The organism is Bacillus sp. SN1 (assembly GCF_002796895.1).
Lineage (GTDB): Bacteria > Bacillota > Bacilli > Bacillales > Bacillaceae > Bacillus > Bacillus inaquosorum.
This window is the reverse complement of sequence record NZ_PHIE01000002.1, coordinates 533,998-553,572: the sequence shown is the minus strand read 5'-3', so window position 1 is coordinate 553,572 and position 19,575 is coordinate 533,998. Positions and strand designations below refer to the sequence as shown.

Annotated in this window: 19 protein-coding genes and 2 pseudogenes; 13 read left to right on the top strand and 8 right to left on the bottom strand. The window is 44.1% G+C overall.

The features are described from left to right. The 3 genes and pseudogenes from pgsA to pgsB all read right to left on the bottom strand — a co-directional run. A pseudogene (gene pgsA / locus CVV77_RS11555) lies at positions 1-540 on the bottom strand (capsular polyglutamate synthetase PgsA); the annotation flags it as partial. Positions 541-558: 18 nt separating this feature from the next. Continuing rightward, positions 559-1,008: a poly-gamma-glutamate biosynthesis protein PgsC gene (pgsC, locus tag CVV77_RS11550; RefSeq protein ID WP_003227889.1), complete on the bottom strand. Its 450-nt coding sequence runs from the start codon at positions 1,006-1,008 to the stop codon at positions 559-561. Between the two features lie 14 nt (positions 1,009-1,022). Next, complete coding sequence (gene pgsB / locus CVV77_RS11545; RefSeq protein WP_003219593.1) at positions 1,023-2,204, bottom strand: poly-gamma-glutamate synthase PgsB; 1,182 nt, start codon at positions 2,202-2,204, stop codon at positions 1,023-1,025. 783 nt (positions 2,205-2,987) lie between these two features. Here pgsB and CVV77_RS11540 point away from each other — a divergent pair. The 8 genes from CVV77_RS11540 (at position 2,988) to CVV77_RS11505 (ending at position 9,740) form a co-directional block, all read left to right on the top strand. Beyond that, positions 2,988-3,977: a LacI family DNA-binding transcriptional regulator gene (locus tag CVV77_RS11540; protein WP_100275449.1), complete on the top strand. Its 990-nt coding sequence runs from the start codon at positions 2,988-2,990 to the stop codon at positions 3,975-3,977. Further along, positions 3,970-4,851, top strand: a complete 882-nt coding sequence (gene rbsK, locus CVV77_RS11535) for a ribokinase (protein ID WP_100275448.1) — start codon at positions 3,970-3,972, stop codon at positions 4,849-4,851. Before CVV77_RS11540 ends, rbsK begins: the two co-directional genes overlap by 8 nt. Then, positions 4,848-5,243 (top strand): D-ribose pyranase, encoded by a 396-nt coding sequence (gene rbsD / locus CVV77_RS11530; protein ID WP_100275447.1) that lies wholly within the window; start codon positions 4,848-4,850, stop codon positions 5,241-5,243. The genes rbsK and rbsD overlap by 4 nt, the downstream gene beginning before the upstream one ends. 15 nt (positions 5,244-5,258) lie before the next feature. Next, positions 5,259-6,740, top strand: a complete 1,482-nt coding sequence (rbsA, locus tag CVV77_RS11525; RefSeq protein WP_100275446.1) for a ribose ABC transporter ATP-binding protein RbsA — start codon at positions 5,259-5,261, stop codon at positions 6,738-6,740. A 1-nt stretch (position 6,741) separates the two neighbouring features. Continuing rightward, positions 6,742-7,710, top strand: coding sequence for a ribose ABC transporter permease RbsC (rbsC, locus tag CVV77_RS11520; RefSeq protein ID WP_003235578.1), 969 nt, complete (start codon positions 6,742-6,744; stop codon positions 7,708-7,710). Between the two features lie 13 nt (positions 7,711-7,723). Continuing rightward, positions 7,724-8,641, top strand: a complete 918-nt coding sequence (rbsB, locus tag CVV77_RS11515; RefSeq protein ID WP_100275445.1) for a ribose ABC transporter substrate-binding protein RbsB — start codon at positions 7,724-7,726, stop codon at positions 8,639-8,641. 110 nt (positions 8,642-8,751) lie between these two features. Then, entirely contained in the window at positions 8,752-9,288 is a 537-nt protein-coding gene (locus CVV77_RS11510; protein WP_100275444.1) for an SH3 domain-containing protein, read from the top strand. Between the two features lie 155 nt (positions 9,289-9,443). Further along, positions 9,444-9,740 (top strand): DUF3892 domain-containing protein, encoded by a 297-nt coding sequence (locus tag CVV77_RS11505; protein ID WP_003235584.1) that lies wholly within the window; start codon positions 9,444-9,446, stop codon positions 9,738-9,740. A 41-nt stretch (positions 9,741-9,781) separates the two neighbouring features. Here CVV77_RS11505 and CVV77_RS11500 read toward each other — a convergent pair whose 3' ends face one another. The 3 genes from CVV77_RS11500 to alsS all read right to left on the bottom strand — a co-directional run bounded on the left by CVV77_RS11500 (position 9,782) and on the right by alsS (position 12,949). Further along, the gene (locus tag CVV77_RS11500) at positions 9,782-10,309 is read right to left on the bottom strand and encodes an NAD(P)H-dependent oxidoreductase (protein WP_100275443.1); all 528 of its coding nucleotides are present in this window, start codon (positions 10,307-10,309) and stop codon (positions 9,782-9,784) included. A gap of 98 nt (positions 10,310-10,407) precedes the next feature. Beyond that, complete coding sequence (gene budA / locus CVV77_RS11495; protein WP_084993601.1) at positions 10,408-11,175, bottom strand: acetolactate decarboxylase; 768 nt, start codon at positions 11,173-11,175, stop codon at positions 10,408-10,410. Between the two features lie 61 nt (positions 11,176-11,236). Beyond that, positions 11,237-12,949, bottom strand: coding sequence for an acetolactate synthase AlsS (alsS, locus tag CVV77_RS11490; protein ID WP_100275442.1), 1,713 nt, complete (start codon positions 12,947-12,949; stop codon positions 11,237-11,239). Between the two features lie 159 nt (positions 12,950-13,108). Here alsS and alsR point away from each other — a divergent pair, with 159 nt between their 5' ends. Then, complete coding sequence (gene alsR / locus CVV77_RS11485; protein ID WP_019259658.1) at positions 13,109-13,996, top strand: acetoin biosynthesis transcriptional regulator AlsR; 888 nt, start codon at positions 13,109-13,111, stop codon at positions 13,994-13,996. Positions 13,997-14,035: 39 nt separating this feature from the next. Here alsR and cotH read toward each other — a convergent pair whose 3' ends face one another. Further along, the gene (gene cotH, locus CVV77_RS11480) at positions 14,036-15,127 is read right to left on the bottom strand and encodes a spore coat protein CotH (RefSeq protein WP_003235593.1); all 1,092 of its coding nucleotides are present in this window, start codon (positions 15,125-15,127) and stop codon (positions 14,036-14,038) included. A gap of 142 nt (positions 15,128-15,269) precedes the next feature. On the opposite strand from cotH, the pseudogene CVV77_RS11475 reads away from it, so the two are divergent. The 3 genes and pseudogenes from CVV77_RS11475 to CVV77_RS11465 all read left to right on the top strand — a co-directional run. After that, positions 15,270-15,794: pseudogene (locus CVV77_RS11475) on the top strand (CotG/ExsB N-terminal domain-containing protein); the annotation flags it as partial. Between the two features lie 396 nt (positions 15,795-16,190). Continuing rightward, a complete protein-coding gene (locus CVV77_RS11470) occupies positions 16,191-16,808 on the top strand; it encodes a flavin reductase family protein (RefSeq protein WP_100275440.1) in 618 nt (205 codons plus the stop codon). 156 nt (positions 16,809-16,964) lie between these two features. Continuing rightward, positions 16,965-17,300, top strand: coding sequence for a DUF4181 domain-containing protein (locus CVV77_RS11465; RefSeq protein ID WP_100275439.1), 336 nt, complete (start codon positions 16,965-16,967; stop codon positions 17,298-17,300). A 4-nt stretch (positions 17,301-17,304) separates the two neighbouring features. Here the strand turns inward: CVV77_RS11465 and ggt are convergent, their stop codons facing one another. Continuing rightward, entirely contained in the window at positions 17,305-18,882 is a 1,578-nt protein-coding gene (gene ggt / locus CVV77_RS11460) for a gamma-glutamyltransferase (RefSeq protein WP_100275462.1), read from the bottom strand. 212 nt (positions 18,883-19,094) lie between these two features. Between ggt and chrS the strand changes: the two genes are divergently transcribed. After that, complete coding sequence (chrS, locus tag CVV77_RS11455; protein WP_100275438.1) at positions 19,095-19,571, top strand: chromate efflux transcriptional regulator ChrS; 477 nt, start codon at positions 19,095-19,097, stop codon at positions 19,569-19,571. The last annotated feature ends 4 nt before the right edge of the window (positions 19,572-19,575 follow it).

The window sequence follows — 19,575 nt, the reverse complement described above, 5'->3', positions numbered from 1 at the left end:
TTTCGCATCGCTTAAGCTGTATCCTGCTCCAACGATATCAAGATCTTGTTTTGCAAATTCTCCAAGTGTATCTTTCATCCCCTGAGCGCCGTAATCCATTGCGTGGTTGTTTGCGCTGTTGAGAACCGTGAAGTTCATATCTTTTAAGACTTGCACTGATTCCTTATTCGTCTGCAGATGAATTTCTTTATCTGCTTGTTTATAATTCTTTTTATAGGTTACCGGGTTTTCGAAGTTTCCTGCTACATAATCCGAGGCTTTAAAAATCGGTTCAACATATTGAAAAATACTGTCTGCCCCTTTTTGATCCGTTACTTTTTCAACATAGCGGCCCATCATAATATCACCGACAAACGAGGCTGAGAGAACGTCGTCAGAATACGTTTTGACCTTTGGCGTTTCTGCTTTTCCAGCCCACATAAAAGCGAACATGAGGACAAAAACGATCGGAATGGCGATAAATACGTGCTTATTGGTTTTCTTTTTTTGCTGTTTTGTCAGCTTTAGCAGCTTTTCATGAAAGCTCAGTTCTTTTTTCATCGTTTGACACACCTTACATTAAATTAAGTAGTAAACAAACATGATAGCAAAGGTCGCTCCGCTCAATAGCAGCGTGCTTCCGAACGTAATGGTTAAACCTTGTTTCTGAATGGTATTGGCAATTAAACCTGGCACGATGATGCCGATTCCTCGAAATTCTGCGATTTCAAATGGTACAATCGGGTATAGAAAATCAAACGCAATTTTCAGGACAATCCCTGTTATCAGCATGGCAGCGAATTTTCTGCGCCCGTATAAAATCATAAATTTGGATAAACCGTATTTCACAATGACATAAGTGAGCAAGCTCACTAACAAAACGAGTAAAATAAAGACCGGCTGATTAAACACAAGTCCTAAATATCCCGGTACAACAAGTCCTGCCGGCACGATTCCTGTTTTTTCTGCAAAAATCAAACTGAGTAGTACACCTAAAATTAGTGCAATGTATAAATCTGATCCGAACATGTCTGCATTTCCTCCTAGCTTACGAGCTGCTTAACCTTGTATTCGTGGATTTTTTCAATTAAAGGCTCTGCGGCACCATGAATATTGCCGACGCCATATATGACACGGTTGTGCATTCTTTTCTTTAACAATTCCATAATTTCTTCTGTTGACTTGTACTCTAGATCATGCAGTTTATCTGCAGGAATTTTGCCTTCTTCATAGGCTTTTACGATCGGTTCTGTTGTTTCACCGATTAAGATCAGTTCACTTGCCTCAATATAAGGCAATACGTCATTTGCGAATTGCTGTGTCCGATCGACACGGTCTGCGCGGCAGTTCATGATGATGATCGGATCATCGGTCGGGTAACCGATTTCTTTTACACGTTTCCATATATTCAAAGTAGAAGAAGCGTCGTTTGCGGCAAACCCATTAACAAAGTGCCCAGGCTCGCTCGGACTGATCAGCGGAAGAATTCTCATTGCTCCCGGATCTGGCGGCGCATTCAGCATTCCTTTAAACGCTGTTTCTTCGTCAATGCCGAGTGCTTGAGCCACACCCAGTGCCAGAGAAGCGTTATCAGGGAATACCATGTATTCAAATTTACGCAAATATTCATCTGTAATTTTTGAGTTATCAGCAATGATGACTTTTGTGTTTCGTTCTTTTGCTTTTTGTTTAAAGAACTCGGTATATTCACTATCTGTAATCACAAGATGGCCATTATAAGGAATTGTAGCAGTAAACGCTTCCGCAATTTCATCGAGCGTAGGCCCCATGACATCCATATGGTCTTCTAAAACGTTAACGATCACGCCGATATTGGCTTGCAGAAGTTCTTCCTGAAAGATAATTTGATAATCCGGGTTAACAGCCATGCATTCACTGACAATCGCATTAGCCCCTCTTTCTACTGTTTCTTTCATGACTTCTTTTTGCTCTCCGATATTCGGTCCCTGGGGTTTCCGTTTAATCGGCTTTTCCTCCGGTGTATCCCAGTAAATCATTCTTGCGTCTGTTCCTGTTGTTTTTCCAACAGTCTTGTAACCGGCTTCTATTAATATTCCGGTTGTCAGCCTTGTCACAGTCGATTTCCCTCGGATGCCGTTAATATTCACTCGAACAGGGAGGGCATCAATGTTTTTCTGATGTCGTCGTTTTTCTAATATTCCGATGACCAGTATGACAGCACAGGCTATAATGAGTAACCACATTGCTTTTCGACATCTCCTTCTATATTGTTGTAAATTCATTCATCAGTATATAGAATCACTATGAATTCTCAATCGGCATTATGTAACATAATCTTCCCTAATCCACTAAGCCAAACTTCTCTTTTGAAAGAGATTTTGTACCCACAAACTGTTTTCTATTTTTGGAAAAAGGCAGGACTTACACCTTATCTCTTTTTTAAAAAAACAAAAGGAATGCGCTTTCATTTTTCTCTTGATATCCTTCTGGACGTATAGTCACACCTCGGTGTTTGCATTTAATATGCATTTCAAATCAATCTTTTTTTCAGCCTATGATATCAAGCTTTCCCTGCTAACACGCGTGTTTCCGGTTCTTATGAACACAAAATATTTTTTTCCTGTTTCTTAAGGACAAGGTCATAATGTCACCCTTTCTGCATGGAAGCGGCAATATTAGGCCCATACCAAAATGACTAATGGGATCATTCATGAAAACGCTAAACATCCGGGTCCGATTTCTCTAACATAATTAAACATTTTCTGGGCGGATAGTCTTTTCTGTTTCTCCTCATTTACAGGTCTAAACGCATGACTTTGAAACAATTTTAATAAAACTTAATATTTGTTCAAGAAATCTTCATCCAGAATTGTGAAGACTTTGTCAAAAAAAGAGTGAAAACCTTAAATTTCTCAATTATATATACAATTTACAATTAGATTTCTTTTGATATTTTTATTGCCAACTTCGGAATGCTCATGATAATCTATCTATGTAAACGGTTACACAAACAAGGAGGAGCTGTTTTGGCTACAATTAAAGATGTCGCCGGAGCGGCGGGCGTTTCTGTTGCGACGGTATCCCGCGTCCTGAATGACAACGGCTATGTACATGAAGAAACGCGAACGCGTGTCATAGCGGCGATGGAGAAGCTGAACTATTACCCGAATGAAGTCGCAAGATCTCTTTATAAAAGAGAATCCCGGCTGATCGGGCTTTTGCTCCCGGATATCACAAACCCTTTCTTCCCCCAGCTTGCCCGCGGTGCTGAGGATGAATTGAACCGGGAAGGCTATCGCCTTATTTTCGGCAACAGTGACGAGGAATTAAAAAAAGAACTTGAGTACCTTCAAACCTTTAAACAAAATCATGTCGCTGGCATTATTGCCGCAACGAATTACCCGGATCTTGATGAATACAGCGGCATGAATCACCCAGTCGTTTTTCTGGACAGAACACCTGAAGGCGCTCCTTCTGTGTCCAGTGACGGCCATACAGGAGGAAAATTAGCTGCCGAAGTCATCATTCACGGAAGAAGCAAGCGCATTACGCTCTTGAGAGGCCCCGCTCACCTGCCGACCGCTCAAGACCGCTTTAACGGCGCTTTGGAGGTCTTACAGCAGGCCGAAGTTGATTTTCAGGTCATCGAGACGGCTTCATTTTCTTTCAAGGATGCGCAATCGATGGCGAAGGAACTGTTTGCCTCATATCCTGAGACAGACGGTGTGATAGCGAGTAATGATATTCAAGCCGCTGCGGTTTTACATGAAGCATTGCGGCGCGGAAAAAACGTGCCGGAGGATATTCAAATTATCGGATATGATGACATTCCGCAAAGCGAGCTGCTGTTCCCGCCTCTGTCTACAATTAAACAGCCTGCATATAACATGGGCAAAGAAGCAGCCAAACTGCTTTTGCGTATCATCAAAAAACAGCCGCTGACAGAAACGGCGATTCAAATGCCCGTCACCTATATAGGAAGAAAGACGACAAGAAAGGAAGATCATGATGCGTAATATTTGTGTGATTGGAAGCTGTTCTATGGATTTAGTGGTCACCTCGGACAAACGCCCAAAAGCCGGTGAAACAGTACTTGGCACGTCGTTTCAAACTGTGCCGGGCGGTAAAGGAGCAAATCAGGCCGTTGCTGCTGCAAGACTTGGCGCCAACGTGTTTATGGTTGGCAAGGTCGGAGATGATCATTATGGAACAGCCATTTTGGATAATTTAAAAGCAAACGGCGTTCGCACCGATTATATGGAACCGGTTACACATAAAGAAAGCGGAACCGCCCACATTGTGCTTGCTGAAGGTGATAACAGCATTGTCGTCGTCAAAGGTGCGAACGATGACATCACCCCATCTTATTCGATTGACGCGCTTGACCAGATTGAAAAGATCGATATGGTCCTGATTCAGCAGGAAATCCCGGAGGAAACGGTTGATGAGGTGTGCAGATACTGCCATTCTCACGATATCCCGATCATGCTCAACCCGGCACCGGCCCGCCCGCTGAAGCAGGAAACAATTGATCACGCCACCTACCTCACGCCGAATGAACACGAGGCGTCGATCTTATTCCCTGAGCTTACCGTTTCTGAGGCCTTGGCGCTTTATCCGGCGAAGCTCTTTATTACAGAAGGAAAACAAGGCGTCCGCTATTCAGCCGGAAGCAAAGAGCGGCTCATCCCGTCCTTCCCTGTTGAGCCTGTTGACACTACCGGAGCCGGTGATACGTTTAACGCAGCCTTCGCCGTTGCTCTGGCGGAGGGAAAAGACATTGAAGCTGCATTGCGGTTTGCCAACCGTGCCGCTTCCCTTTCTGTCTGTTCCTTCGGCGCCCAAGGCGGAATGCCGACAAGAAAAGAAGTAGAGGAGCTGCTGTCATGAAAAAACACGGTATACTGAACAGCCATCTTGCCAAGCTTTTAGCCGATCTTGGCCACACTGATAAAATTGTCATCGCGGATGCGGGACTGCCCGTTCCTGACGGCGTTTTGAAAATTGATCTTTCACTGAAGCCGGGTCTCCCGGCTTTCCAGGATACAACGGCAGTGCTCGCAGACGAGATGATCGTTGAAAAAGTTATTGCTGCATCTGAAATAAAAGCTGCTAATCAGGAGAATGCGAGATTTCTAGAGAATCTTTTTGCTGAGCAGAAGATTGAATACCTTTCTCACGAAGAATTTAAGCTGCTGACAAAAGAAGCAAAAGCAATTATAAGAACAGGTGAATTCACACCATATGCCAACTGTATCCTGCAGGCGGGTGTGCTTTTCTAGAAAGGAGGATGGGACATGCAGATTGAAATGAAAGACATTCATAAAGCATTCGGAAAAAACCAAGTGCTGTCGGGCGTTTCCTTTCAGCTCGTGCCCGGTGAAGTTCACGCATTAATGGGAGAAAACGGCGCCGGCAAGTCCACGCTTATGAACATTCTGACAGGCCTGCATAAATCGGATAAAGGGCAAATCAGCATAAACGGAAACGAAACGTATTTTTCCAATCCGAAAGAAGCGGAAAAGCATGGAATCGCTTTTATCCATCAAGAATTGAATATCTGGCCGGAAATGACCGTTCTTGAGAATCTATTTATCGGAAAAGAGATATCCTCTAAGCTGGGTGTTCTACAAACGAGAAAAATGAAAGCGCTAGCAAAAGAGCAATTTGACAAACTGTCTGTCTCTCTTTCTCTTGACCAAGAAGCGGGCGAGTGTTCTGTCGGACAGCAGCAAATGATCGAAATCGCAAAAGCGCTCATGACCAATGCCGAGGTAATCATTATGGATGAACCTACAGCAGCGTTGACGGAACGTGAAATCAGCAAGCTATTTGAGGTCATTACAGCGTTAAAAAAGAACGGCGTATCCATTGTATACATTTCGCATCGCATGGAAGAAATTTTTGCGATTTGCGACAGAATCACCATCATGCGTGATGGAAAAACCGTAGACACAACAAACATCTCAGAAACCGATTTTGATGAAGTCGTCAAAAAAATGGTCGGCCGCGAGCTGACTGAACGATATCCGACACGCACTCCTTCTCTCGGCGACAAAATATTCGAGGTGAAAAATGCCTCCGTCAAAGGACGTTTTGAAGATGTCAGCTTTTATGTTCGTTCCGGTGAAATCGTTGGTGTTTCCGGATTGATGGGAGCCGGCCGGACAGAAATCATGAGAGCGCTGTTCGGCGTTGACAGGCTGAACTCGGGTGAGATATGGATCGCGGGAAAAAAGACGGCTATTAAGAACCCGCAGGATGCGGTGAAAAAAGGGCTCGGCTTTATCACAGAGAACCGCAAAGATGAAGGGCTGCTGCTCGACACATCAATTCGCGAGAATATTGCTCTGCCCAATTTGTCCAGTTTTTCTCCAAAGGGCCTCATTGATCACAAACGGGAAGCTGAATTTGTCGATCTGTTAATCAAACGCCTGACCATCAAAACGGCATCATCTGAAACGCATGCACGCCATTTATCAGGAGGCAACCAGCAAAAAGTGGTGATTGCCAAGTGGATCGGCATCGGGCCGAAAGTGCTCATCTTGGATGAGCCGACCAGAGGTGTGGATGTTGGCGCCAAACGGGAGATTTATTCGCTGATGAATGAGCTGACAGAACGCGGCGTCGCCATCATTATGGTGTCATCAGAGCTGCCGGAAATTCTCGGAATGAGCGATCGTATTATCGTTGTCCATGAAGGCAGAATCAGCGGAGAAATCGATGCGAAGAAAGCAACACAAGAACGAATTATGACACTTGCCACGGGAGGGCGGTAATATGAAAACAGAACAACTGCAAACAGAACAAAAACGGATCCACTTCGACGGAGTCATGCAAAAGCTCGGCCCGTTTCTCGGTTTATTTATTCTCGTGATCATTGTATCTATTTTAAATCCCAGCTTTCTTGAACCGCTGAATATTTTAAACCTGCTTCGCCAGGTCGCTATTAACGGGTTAATCGCGTTCGGCATGACCTTTGTGATTTTAACAGGCGGCATTGATCTTTCTGTCGGCGCTATTCTTGCCCTGTCCAGCGCTTTAGTTGCGGGAATGATTGTATCTGGTGTCGATCCGGTTCTTGCGATTATCCTGGGCTGTATCATTGGTGGCGTACTCGGCATGATCAACGGACTATTGATCACAAAAGGAAAAATGGCGCCCTTTATCGCCACGCTTGCGACCATGACTGTGTTTCGCGGACTGACGCTTGTGTATACAGACGGAAATCCGATTACCGGACTTGGCACAAACTACGCTTTTCAGCTGTTCGGGCGCGGTTACTTTTTAGGCATTCCTGTACCTGCGATTACGATGGTTCTTGCCTTTGTCATCCTTTGGGTGCTTCTCCATAAAACACCGTTCGGACGCCGAACGTACGCAATCGGAGGCAATGAAAAAGCCGCGCTTATTTCGGGCATTAAAGTGACGCGCGTGAAAGTGATGATCTATTCTTTAGCCGGGCTTTTATCCGCCCTTGCCGGCGCCATATTGACTTCCCGCCTGCATTCAGCACAGCCGACTGCCGGGGAATCGTACGAACTGGATGCTATCGCAGCGGTTGTCTTAGGCGGAACAAGTCTTTCCGGCGGCCGCGGACGCATTGTCGGCACGTTAATCGGGGTGCTGATCATCGGCACACTTAATAACGGACTCAACCTGCTTGGCGTCTCATCGTTTTACCAACTGGTTGTCAAAGGGATAGTCATCTTAATTGCGGTACTATTAGACCGCAAGAAGTCAGCATAGGAGGGTTTTTCATATGAAAAAGGCTGTATCCGTCATTTTAACGTTATCATTGTTTTTATTAACTGCCTGTTCGCTTGAGCCTCCCCAATGGGCAAAGCCGTCAAACTCGGGTAACAAAAAGGAATTCACCATCGGCTTGTCCGTCTCAACGCTTAACAATCCCTTTTTTGTCTCATTAAAAAAGGGTATCGAAAAAGAAGCTGAAAAACGGGGAATGAAAGTCATCATTGTCGATGCACAAAATGATTCATCAAAACAGACGAGTGACGTAGAAGATTTAATTCAGCAAGGTGTCGATGCATTGTTAATCAACCCGACTGATTCCTCGGCGATCTCAACGGCAGTAGAATCTGCAAACTCAGTCGGTGTGCCCGTCGTAGCAATCGATCGATCTGCCGAACAAGGAAAAGTTGAAACCCTCGTCGCTTCCGATAATGTCAAAGGCGGTGAAATGGCCGCGGCGTTTATTTCCGACAAACTTGGAAAAGGAGCAAAGGTGGCAGAGCTTGAAGGCGTGTCCGGCGCATCTGCCACACGGGAACGCGGCTCAGGATTTCATAACATCGCAGATGAAAAGCTTGACGTTGTCACAAAGCAATCAGCTGACTTTGACCGCACCAAAGGCCTGACTGTCATGGAAAACCTGCTGCAGGGACATCCGGATATCCAAGCTGTTTTTGCTCACAATGATGAAATGGCGCTCGGTGCTCTCGAAGCAATTAACAGCTCGGGAAAAGATATTTTAGTGATCGGTTTTGACGGCAATAAAGATGCGCTCGCTTCCACTAAAGACGGAAAGCTCTCAGCCACCGTCGCCCAGCAGCCTGAATTGATCGGTAAACTGGCTACAGAAGCAGCAGATGATATTTTGCATGGAAAAAAAGTGAAGAAATCCATATCTGCACCTCTCAAACTAGAAACACAAAAATAATTGCCACGGATCAGATCTTTATCTGATCCTTTTTTATGTTTAGGACTCTGTGAAAACGTGAATAGAGATATAGAATGAATTTATTTCTCTTACGTGAGGAGAGGAACGAAATGAACAAAACAACAAAAATATTATCAACTCTAGCACTTGCAGCCGGAATGACTGCGGCTTCTGCAGGGACCGCAAGCACAATCCATGCACAACAGCCAGAAACAACTGTAAGCATTGATGATTTATACAGCTATCCGATTGATTCTTATTTGGTGTCAGCAGAGGCCCTAAATGTCAGAACGAAGGCTTCCGCATCAAGTCATAAAGCCGATACGCTGCACTTGGGAGACAGCTTAAAGCTGATTTCCTTCGCAAATGCTGACTGGGCAAAGGTTCATTATAAAAACGGCAAAACAGGCTTTGTCTCCACTCATTACATTGTAAAAGCTGCTACAACAGTAAAAACCAAAACAAAAACAAAAGTATATACATCCGCTGAAAGAAAGAGCATCAAGACTCTTCCAGCAAACACAAGCGTTTCTTTTTTAGGCTGGAGTAAAACGAAAAAAGGCGGTTTTGATTTTGATTGGGTATTCGTTGATTACGGCGGAGCGACAGGCTATATGAAAACAAAGGATTTACACATGACAAAATAACTGAAAGGGATTCCGTGTCTATGCGGAATCCCTTTTATTATGAATTGATTTGTCACATCCCCGAGATATTTCTCAGGAAATATTGTCGTATGCCATGTCGAAACCATACATGATCATCGACATTTTTGTTCACGTTAAATAATGGAGGTGTAGATATGGATCAATTTGAAGCAGCATATGAATCGTATAAGGCTCAGCAAACAAACGGCGAACAGCAAGCTGTTCCATCTGGACAAGAAGAAATTATTGCAGTCAGAAGAAATGAGGATGACAATATTATCGCAGTGAAAACGAACACAGGAAGAGAGCTCGACTATCCCACTGCGCTGTCAGAAGCACAAGCGGGAAAACTCGCTCATGTTGATGTCTTCCATAAATACGGGCGTGATATTTTGCGAAGTGAACCAGACGGCATAAAGGAAAATAATCTGTCCGAGCTGCCGGATTTTTAATCATAGAATAGCCCTGCCGCATGCTGGACAGGGCTTTTCTTTTAAGCGAAAGGCTTCTGGATGTATTCAGCTAACCGTTTTGCGCTGAGGGAAATATCCTCTTCAGTTGCACCATTCACGCCATAGAACACGTATGGGGGCAGGTATTTCATGCCGATCAGATTGCTCGTGGCCTGAAATGGTTTCAAAAGCTCACTGATCGAGTAATGATTGCCTCCGCCAGCCTGATATTTTTCCGCTTCGCTCCCTGTTGAAACAGCCAGCATCAGCTCCTTGCCATGCAAAGCGTTTCCCTTTGAACCAAAGGCCCAGCCGAAAGTCAGCACAAGATCCTGCCATTTTTTTAAGAGCGGCGGAGAGCTGTACCAATAAAGCGGAAATTGGAAGACAATCCGGTCGTATTGCTCACACAGCTGCTGCTCCTTCGCAACATCTATCGCTTCATCCGGGTATTCCTTATAAAGCTCCCGTACTGTGATATTGTCATGTTTATCTAATTCCTCTACCCACGCCTTATTAACAACTGAGGTTTCCATATGAGGATGAACTGCTAAAACCAATATTTTCATCAGACCACACCTTTACCCTTTTGACGTTATTTTATCTAAAATCAGGAAAAGAGCCAAATAAAAAGAAAGCCCTGCACAAAAAGGCTTTCTTTTTTCTTTTATTCAGGGCTTCCTTCAGTTGTTTCGATATCTTTAGCAAAATCAGGGTTATCCAGATTCGCATTAAAGAAATCCGCTGTATTCGGAAGTCTGAGATTCATGTTCATTTTTTGAGAGATCGTAACCGTGCAATCCTCAAGCACATAGTCAAAAACGTGTCCGCCTGAATTGCGTCCTTCGTCAATGAAGTGCAGGTGATAGCCAGATACGGCGATTCCGTTAGCATAAGCTGGTGTCAGGAAACCTACGATCGTCCCTCTCACGTTGTCGAAGTTGAAAATCGGCTGTGTTTTGACCGCTTCAACCATCGGCACGTAAGGTTTTTCTTGAAGTTCTACCGTTCTTGTCTGCACTTTTTTAAACAATCCGTCAATGCGGATAGCATAAAATAAGTTTTTGCTTGGCAGAATGCTGTTGACCTCTTTTTCAAATTCTTCACGTGTCATTTTCGCATCAATTTTGTGCGTCATGTCCGGTGTAAAGAACGTAAATGAACAGAACGGAGAACGGTCCCCGTTTTGGACCGGTGTGGCAGTTCCGTCTGAACGGAGACGGTAAAATTCGCCGTCAAATCCAATCAGCTCTCCGTCAAGCTTGTTAAAGGTTCCGATACCGAAGTCTCCGTATTTCGGAATCTCTGACAGTTCAAAATCCCCGTCATATACTCCGTCTAATAGAGAAGTCATTGTTGATACTTGATAAATCTGGCTCACAGGCTGATCTTTTTGGCCCCGGCTGAGCACTTGAATGTTGCTTTCGCGTTTCATAATTCCCTTCACTCCTTTTGTTTAGTGCTGTTCATCAAACAGTGTCGTGATGCGCAGAGTGCTAGAGAGCTTTCGTTTTCATGAGTTCTCCGAATTCTTTCGGAAGCTTGTCACTTGCTAAATTAATGTTATCACTGTAGTCAACCGGGACATCAATGATAACAGGACCCTCCGCGTTCATACCTTGACGAAGAACATCTGCCAGCTGGTCTGGTGATTCTACGCGCAAGCCAGTTGCTCCGAAGCTTTCCGCATATTTCACGATATCGATATTTCCGAAATCGACCGCAGATGTACGGTTATATTTTTTCAATTGCTGGAATGCAACCATGTCATATGTGCTGTCGTTCCATACAATGTGTACAATTGGTGCTTTTAAACGAACTGCTGTCTCTAATTCCATTGCTGAGAATAAGAAACCACCGTCACCAGAGACTGATACCACTTTTTCTCCCGGTTTCACCAATGAAGCGCCGATTGCCCAAGGAAGCGCAACGCCGAGTGTTTGCATACCGTTACTAATCATTAATGTTAATGGCTCGTAGCTGCGGAAATAACGTGACATCCAAATCGCATGTGAACCGATATCGCAAGTCACTGTAACATGATCATCGACTGCATTTCGCAATTCTTTAACGATTTCAAGAGGATGCACTCTGTCTGATTTCCAATCTGCAGGCACCTGCTCACCCTCATGCATATATTGTTTTAAATCAGAAAGGATTTTCTGCTCACGTTCAGCAAAGTCCACTTTCACAGCATCATGTTCGATATGATTGATCGTGGACGGAATGTCACCGATCAATTCAAGTTCCGGCTGGTAAGCATGATCAATGTCAGCCAGGATTTCATCTAAATGGATGATTGTCCGGTCACCATTGACATTCCAGAATTTCGGATCGTATTCAATTGGGTCATAACCGATTGTCAAAACAACATCAGCCTGCTCAATCAGCAAATCGCCAGGCTGGTTACGGAACAAACCGATACGGCCAAAATACTGATCTTCTAAATCTCTCGTAAGAGTACCGGCAGCTTGATATGTTTCGACGAATGGAAGCTGAACCTTTTTCAAAAGCTTGCGAACCGCTTTAATCGCTTCCGGTCTTCCGCCCTTCATGCCGACTAAAACGACAGGAAGCTTCGCTGTTTGGATTTTTGCAATGGCTGCACTGATTGCAGCATCCGGTGCAGGACCAAGTTTTGGCGCTGCGACAGCACGCACGCTTTTTGTATTTGTGACTTCATTCACAACATCTTGCGGAAAGCTCACAAAAGCGGCCCCAGCCTGACCTGCTGACGCTATTCTAAATGCATTTGTAACAGCTTCCGGTATATTTTTTACATCTTGAACTTCTACACTGTATTTTGTAATCGGCTGAAATAGCGCCGCATTATCCAAAGATTGATGTGTCCGTTTTAAACGATCTGCACGGATCACGTTCCCAGCAAGCGCAACGACAGGGTCACCTTCAGTGTTTGCTGTCAGCAATCCTGTTGCCAAGTTAGAGGCACCTGGTCCTGATGTGACTAACACGACTCCCGGTTTTCCAGTTAAACGGCCGACTGCTTGCGCCATAAATGCTGCATTTTGTTCATGCCGGGCAACGATAATTTCAGGCCCTTTATCTTGTAAAGCGTCAAAAACCGCATCAATTTTTGCACCTGGAATGCCAAATACATGTGTGACACCTTGCTCCGCTAAGCAATCAACAACAAGCTCCGCCCCTCTGTTTTTCACAAGGGATTTTTGTTCTTTTGTTGCTTTTGTCAACACCCTCACTCCTTATTATGCATTTTAAACATAAAATTTTAAATATTTCTTGTGATACGTTTCACTATACACTCTTTGGAAATTGACCTCCAATATCGATTCGCCTTATGATTAATATGTATTACGAATTATTAACCTAAGGAAAGGAATGCATATTGAATGGAGCTTCGCCATCTTCAATACTTTATCGCAGTAGCCGAAGAGCTTCATTTCGGAAAAGCTGCGCGGCGGCTGAACATGACACAGCCTCCTCTCAGCCAGCAGATAAAACAGCTGGAAGAAGAAGTCGGGGTGACGCTTCTGAAGAGGACAAAACGATTTGTCGAGCTGACCGCGGCCGGCGAAATCTTTTTAAATCACTGCCGGTCAGCTTTGATGCAAATTGGACAAGGAATTGAACTTGCACAGCGGACGGCTCGCGGCGAGCACGGCCATCTTGTCATTGGTTTTGTCGGATCTGCTACATATGAATTTCTGCCGCCGATCATCCGGGAATACCGTAAAAAATTCCCCTCTGTGAAAATTGAACTGAAAGAAATCACTTCTTACCGGCAGCAGGATGAGTTGCTCAAGGGAAATATCGATATCGGCATTCTCCATCCGCCGTTAGAACATCCGGAGCTGCAAATTGAGACAACCCAGAGCAGTCCATGCATCCTCGCTTTACCAAAACAGCATCCGCTTGCATTAAAAGAATCAATCAACATTACAGATTTGGAAAACGAACCGATCATCACCCTTTCCAAAGAAGCGTGGCCTACGTTATATACCGACTTTATTCAGCTCTGTGAAAACGCAGGTTTTGTGCCAAATATTGTTCAGGAAGCGACAGAATATCAAATGGTCATCGGACTGGTGACAGCGGGCATTGGTATTACCATTGTGCCCTCCTCGGCCAGACGGCTGTTTAACCTTGATGTCACGTATCGAAGCGTTGATCATTTTCAGCTCAAAGCAGAATGGATTATCGCGTATAGAAAAGACAGCCAAAACCCTGTACTGGGACAATTTGTGGATATATGCAAATCGTTAAATGAACGGAAATAAAAAAAGGCGCTCCGTTCACCGGAATCCGCCCGTTTATCGTCAGGATAAAAGATCAAGCTCACTTTTGAGGTAATCAGCTCTTTTTATAATATACTCACATATTACATCCGGCTCACGGTCAAAACGCTCAATATCATTCTTTTTATATGGGTCCATCAGGACAAACGGTCTAATCTGCTCATACATCGCCATTATTTTCGGTTTCATATATTCTATTGTAAAAAGAGATTGGAGCGTTTCTTCTAACAGATGTTTGTAGGACCTGCGAAAATCGGGTTCATCCAATATCCGGGCGGTTAGTGTATTAAATCCTTGAATTCTTACATAATCGGCAGCCATCCGCTCTCCGTGGATATCCCTGCCCCAGGTCGCATCATAATCCCAAGGAATCACCTCAAATAATCCGGTTTCACTGTTTCTGTACAACGCGTAGTTGTGGACAAACCCGTCATAGTTTGAGGTGAACACAATGCCGGCGAGCCAGCGCAAATACTTGTCGATATCCACATGCTTTGTCACTTCTGATTTAAATTGGGCTTTAGGGACAGTATTAATTTTAAAGATCATATCCTGTAAATAAAAATCGTCTTCCTCAGTCCCTGTCTTCTTTTCATATCCATGCTCAAGCGATGTCTTCGTTTCCCTTTCCAAATCGCTCATCAGAGAGAAATTAGCATCATCATCAACCGCGTAAAAAACCGCCCCGTCCGCCAGCTTCCTTTTCGCTAAATAAAATTCGTCGACGGATTCAAGTTCAAGATAAACCCCTTCATTCTTTCCATTCACCTTTAAAAACACAAACTCCGCCTTTGGAGACAGCGTCCCAAGCTCTGAGAAAAAATCCAGGGACAATTTGTTTCTCATCATGGAAGGATCTTTATACTCCGCATTTAAGTGAATCTCTCTCGCGCCGCGGAATGTTTTCGGCTGATAAAAGGAAATATGGTATGACTTCTTTTTGAAGTCTCTGATATGCGATCCCCGGTAAGCGATATCAATATCCAGCCTTTTTTGATTTACCTTCATCACAGCCGGCACCGGATCATCGTCCCATATATCCTTTTTTAATTCACGCAAATCTTTTGGATGAACAAACAGCTGATAAAGCGGCATATTGGATTGGTTCTTCATCCATAATCCCCCTAACAAATTTTAGGCTTTTATTTTTGTGAGATCTCAGCGGAACACTTATACACTTTTAAAAAACGTGCGTACTATGTGGGTAGTAAGGATATTTATCCTTAAAAACATTTTTTAAAAGGAGGATTTCAAATTGGGCCACTATTCCCATTCTGACATCAAAGAAGCGGTGAAATCCGCTAAAAAAGAAGGTTTGAAGGACTATTTATACCAAGAGCCTCATGGAAAAAAGCGCAGCCATAAAAAGTCGTACCGCTCTCACAAAAAATCACGCAGCCACAAAAAATCGTACTGCTCTCACAAAAAATCACGCAGCTATAAGAAATCGTACTGCTCTCACAAGAAATCTCGCAGCCACAAAAAATCATACTGTTCTCACAAGAAATCACGCAGCTATAAGAAATCGTACTGCTCTCACAAGAAATCTCGCAGCTTCAAAAAATCGTACTGCTCTCACAAAAAATCACGCAGCTTCAAAAAATCGTACTGCTCTCACAAAAAATCACGCAGCTTCAAAAAGTCGTACCGCTCTCACAAAAAATCACGCAGCTTCAAAAAATCGTACTGCTCTCACAAAAAATCTCGTAGCTTCAAAAAGTCGTACCGCTCTCACAAAAAATCACGCAGCTTCAAAAAATCGTACTGCTCTCACAAAAAATCTCGTAGCTTCAAAAAGTCTTACTGCTCTCACAAGAAAAGATCTCGCAGCTACAAAAAGTCTTTCCATGCACTCAAAAAAACGTATTATTCTCATGAGAAAACATCTCACAAAAAACATTACAAAAAACCGCACCACGACTACTACAAAAAACATGATGATTATCACAGCAAAAAAGAATTCTGGAAAGACGGCAATTGCTGGGTAGTCAAAAAGAAATATAAATAATACCTTTTCGTTACCATAGGCTGCCGACAAATGTACGGAAGCCTATTTTTCATTTTCCCCTGTATTAGATATATGTCATGACATAACATATGCAACCCGCAACATTTGGTTTCCTTGAAACCATTTCGTTATAATCAAGGTATCCTAACGATAAAGGCGGTTTTTGCTATGTACATATTTCAAGCGGATCAGCTTAGCGCCAAAGACACATACAAGCTATTGTCAGGTACCGTCATCCCCCGCCCCATTGCTTTTGTGACCACACTTTCTTCAGGGGGAACGGTAAATGCCGCGCCTTTCAGTTTTTATAACGTTGTCAGCTCTGATCCTCCGCTTCTCAGTATTTCTGTTAACAGGGCAGGTGGACGCCAAAAAGATACAGCCCGAAACGCATTGGAGAACGGAGAATTTGTTGTCCATGTCAGTGATGAAGCCATCATTGAAGACATCAATGAAACGGCGGCAAGCTTAGGACCCGACGAAAGCGAACTCACACGGACCTCGCTTCATCCTGTCGAAAGCAAATCTGTTTCAGTTCCCGGCATTAAGGAGGCACGCATTCGTTTTGAATGCACATTAGAGCGGCATATGACGTTCGACAATGATCAAGGCGTGACGACAGCAGATCTGCTCATCGGCAGAGTTGTCTGCTTCCATCTGGATGAAAAAGTGTATGATGCCGAAAAAGGGTATGTTTTGACAGATGAATTAAAGCCAGCCTCAAGATTGGCGGGAAACCACTATGCGAAGCTCGGTGAAGAATTTACGCTGGTTCGACCCAGCTGAACAAAGGGACTATTTAAATAGAAGAAACTAGTCAAAAAGACCTCGTGATCACAAAATGTTACCTTTTAAAAAAGAACACCCGGAGAAAGTCCGGGTGTTTTTTATGAAACATTCTTCCCTTTTTCTTCGTATAAAAGGCAGATAGGAGGGATTGGAATGGCAAACTTTTGGATGTTAATGCTGATCGCTATTACCATCAGCACTGCCTCTCAATTTTATATAAAGAAAAAATTTGGTATTGATAAATCCAACTGGCGGTATAAGCATGTCAGCAATACACACAAATGGATCGAAATCATTTTACTTATTTTATTTGTATTCTCACTCCCCTTTTTTCCAGTTGAATATATGCTTCTTTTATTTTTTATTGTGATTGACTCACTTCGTATTTTTATGGAATGGAAGTATAGACCTGAAGATAAGCAGTATATGTACCACATGATAGAGGTCTCCCTCATGTTTACCCTTTTGATTTATATTTGTATCATTTAGTTATTTAAATCCCCACAGCTGCCCCATCTCCCCGAGGATCGGCTCCGCCTTGAAGAAAGCCTTCTTCATCAACTTTGATTGCTGCTGCGTGCCCCATCAGCGGATCATAGTCACCGACAACCTCAACGAGATGCCCGCTGTCTTTCAGCTTTTCAATTGTTTTCTCTGTGAACCTGCCTTCGACTCTGAGACCTTCATATTTCTCTCCCCACGTTCTGCCCCATACCCAGCGCGGTTCGCTGATTGCCTGCTGAGGATGCATTCCGTAGTCCAGCATTCTGGTAATGATGGCCGTCTGCGTCTGCGGCTGTCCCTCGCCGCCTTGTGTGCCGTACAGAATTTTCGGTTTTCCGCCTTTACAGACCATAGCCGGCATAAGCGTATGGAAGCTAAGCTTTCTCGGTTCAAGCGTATTGACATGATTTTTATCCAATGAGAAAAATGACCCGCGGTTTTGCAGTAATATGCCTGTATCACCGGCAGTGACTGCAGAGCCAAATTCAAAGTACAGGCTTTGAATGAATGACACTGCGTTGCCATCCGCATCGATTACGGCCGCATATGCCGTATCACTTCCCACTGGCCTGCTTTCTGCCGGTTCTGCCAGATAGCCGATTTCTCCCGCCAATCGTTTTGCATAATTTTTATCCAAAAGCCTTTCAAGCGGAATGTCAGCAAACGCCGGATCAGTCAAGACGGCATTCCGATCTAGGAAACTCTTTTTCAACGCCTCCACAAGCACATGATAATACTCAAATGAACCGTGTTCGATTTGGGTGAAATCATAGTTTTCCAGAATGTTCAGTGTTAATAAACCGGTAAACCCCTGAGAATTCGGCGGCGCCTGGTACACACTGTATCCTCGGTAATCACTTGATACAGGCTTCGTCCACTCTCCCCGGTGCGCTTTAAAATCATCGAGTGTCATGCAACTGCCGTTATGCTGTAAATACGAGACAATCCGCTGAGCAATATCTCCTTCATAGAATGCGCTTCTTCCTTTTTCGGCAATCATGTTCAAACTGTCTGCAAGCTCTTTTTGCACAAACCGCTCTCCCGGGACAGGCGCTTGGCCGCTTCTCGTGAAGATATCGGCCGTATAAGGCGTGGAGACCAGCAGTTCAAGATTCGTTTCTGTGTGACGGCACTGATCGGCTGATACTGGAAAACCATTTTGGGCATAATCGCGTGCAGGCTCCAATACGTCCGCAAGAGACATACGCCCGTACTCCTTCAGTACCGCATCCCAGCTATCAACCATTCCTGGCACGGTAATGGCACTGTCGATTCCGCGCAGCGGAATCGCGCTCTTTCCCTTGTATACATCTCTCGTTACATTTTTCCCTGAACGTCCGCTGCCATTATGGACTCTTACCTCCTTTGTTTCCTGGTGAAAGGTCAGCCAAAAGGAATCTCCCCCAAGCCCCGTCATATGCGGATACACAACTGCCAGACAAGCACTCACCGCAACGGCGGCGTCAAACGCGTTTCCTCCCTTGTCCAGTATGCGGTTTCCAGCTTGTGAAGCGAGATAATGCGGACTGACGACCATTTGCTTTGTACCGATGACAGATTTGTTCATCACAAGTCCCCTTTTTAAGAGATTTTCTTCAGTATAGGGAGCCTGATTTTCCACATCTACTGATCCGGCAGAAAAACTGACGAACTTTATCCTTTTCGCAAATAATAAGATATATTTCCATTCATTTTGAAAACGAATCATAAAATTTACATTCGAAACGTAAATTTTATGATAAAATGATGTCTAAAAGGCTACGAAAGCAGGTGGAGCTATTGAGTCACGAATATCAAATTCCCAACCTTGTTCTTGATGGGATCGACAAACAAATTCTCACCATTTTGCATGAGGAAGGCAGGATATCTTATACGGATCTTGGCAAAAGAGTTGATTTGTCACGGGTCGCTGTACAGGCTCGAATTAACCAATTAATCGAAGCCGGTGTGATTGAAAAATTCACCGCTGTTATCAATCCCGCTAAAATCGGCATCCATGTATCCGTGTTTTTCAATGTCGAGGTCGAACCGCAGTTTTTAGAAGAGGTCGCTCTTAAGCTTGAGGAAGAGCCTGCGGTCACCAGCCTTTATCACATGACAGGCCCGAGCAAGCTGCATATGCATGGGATCTTTGCCAACGATCAAGAGATGGAAGAATTTTTAACAAAGCGGCTGTATCCGCTGCAAGGCGTCGTCAGCGTTGATTGTCAGATGCTCATCAAACGCTACAAAAGCCGTATGGGAATGAAGCTGTAAAGGA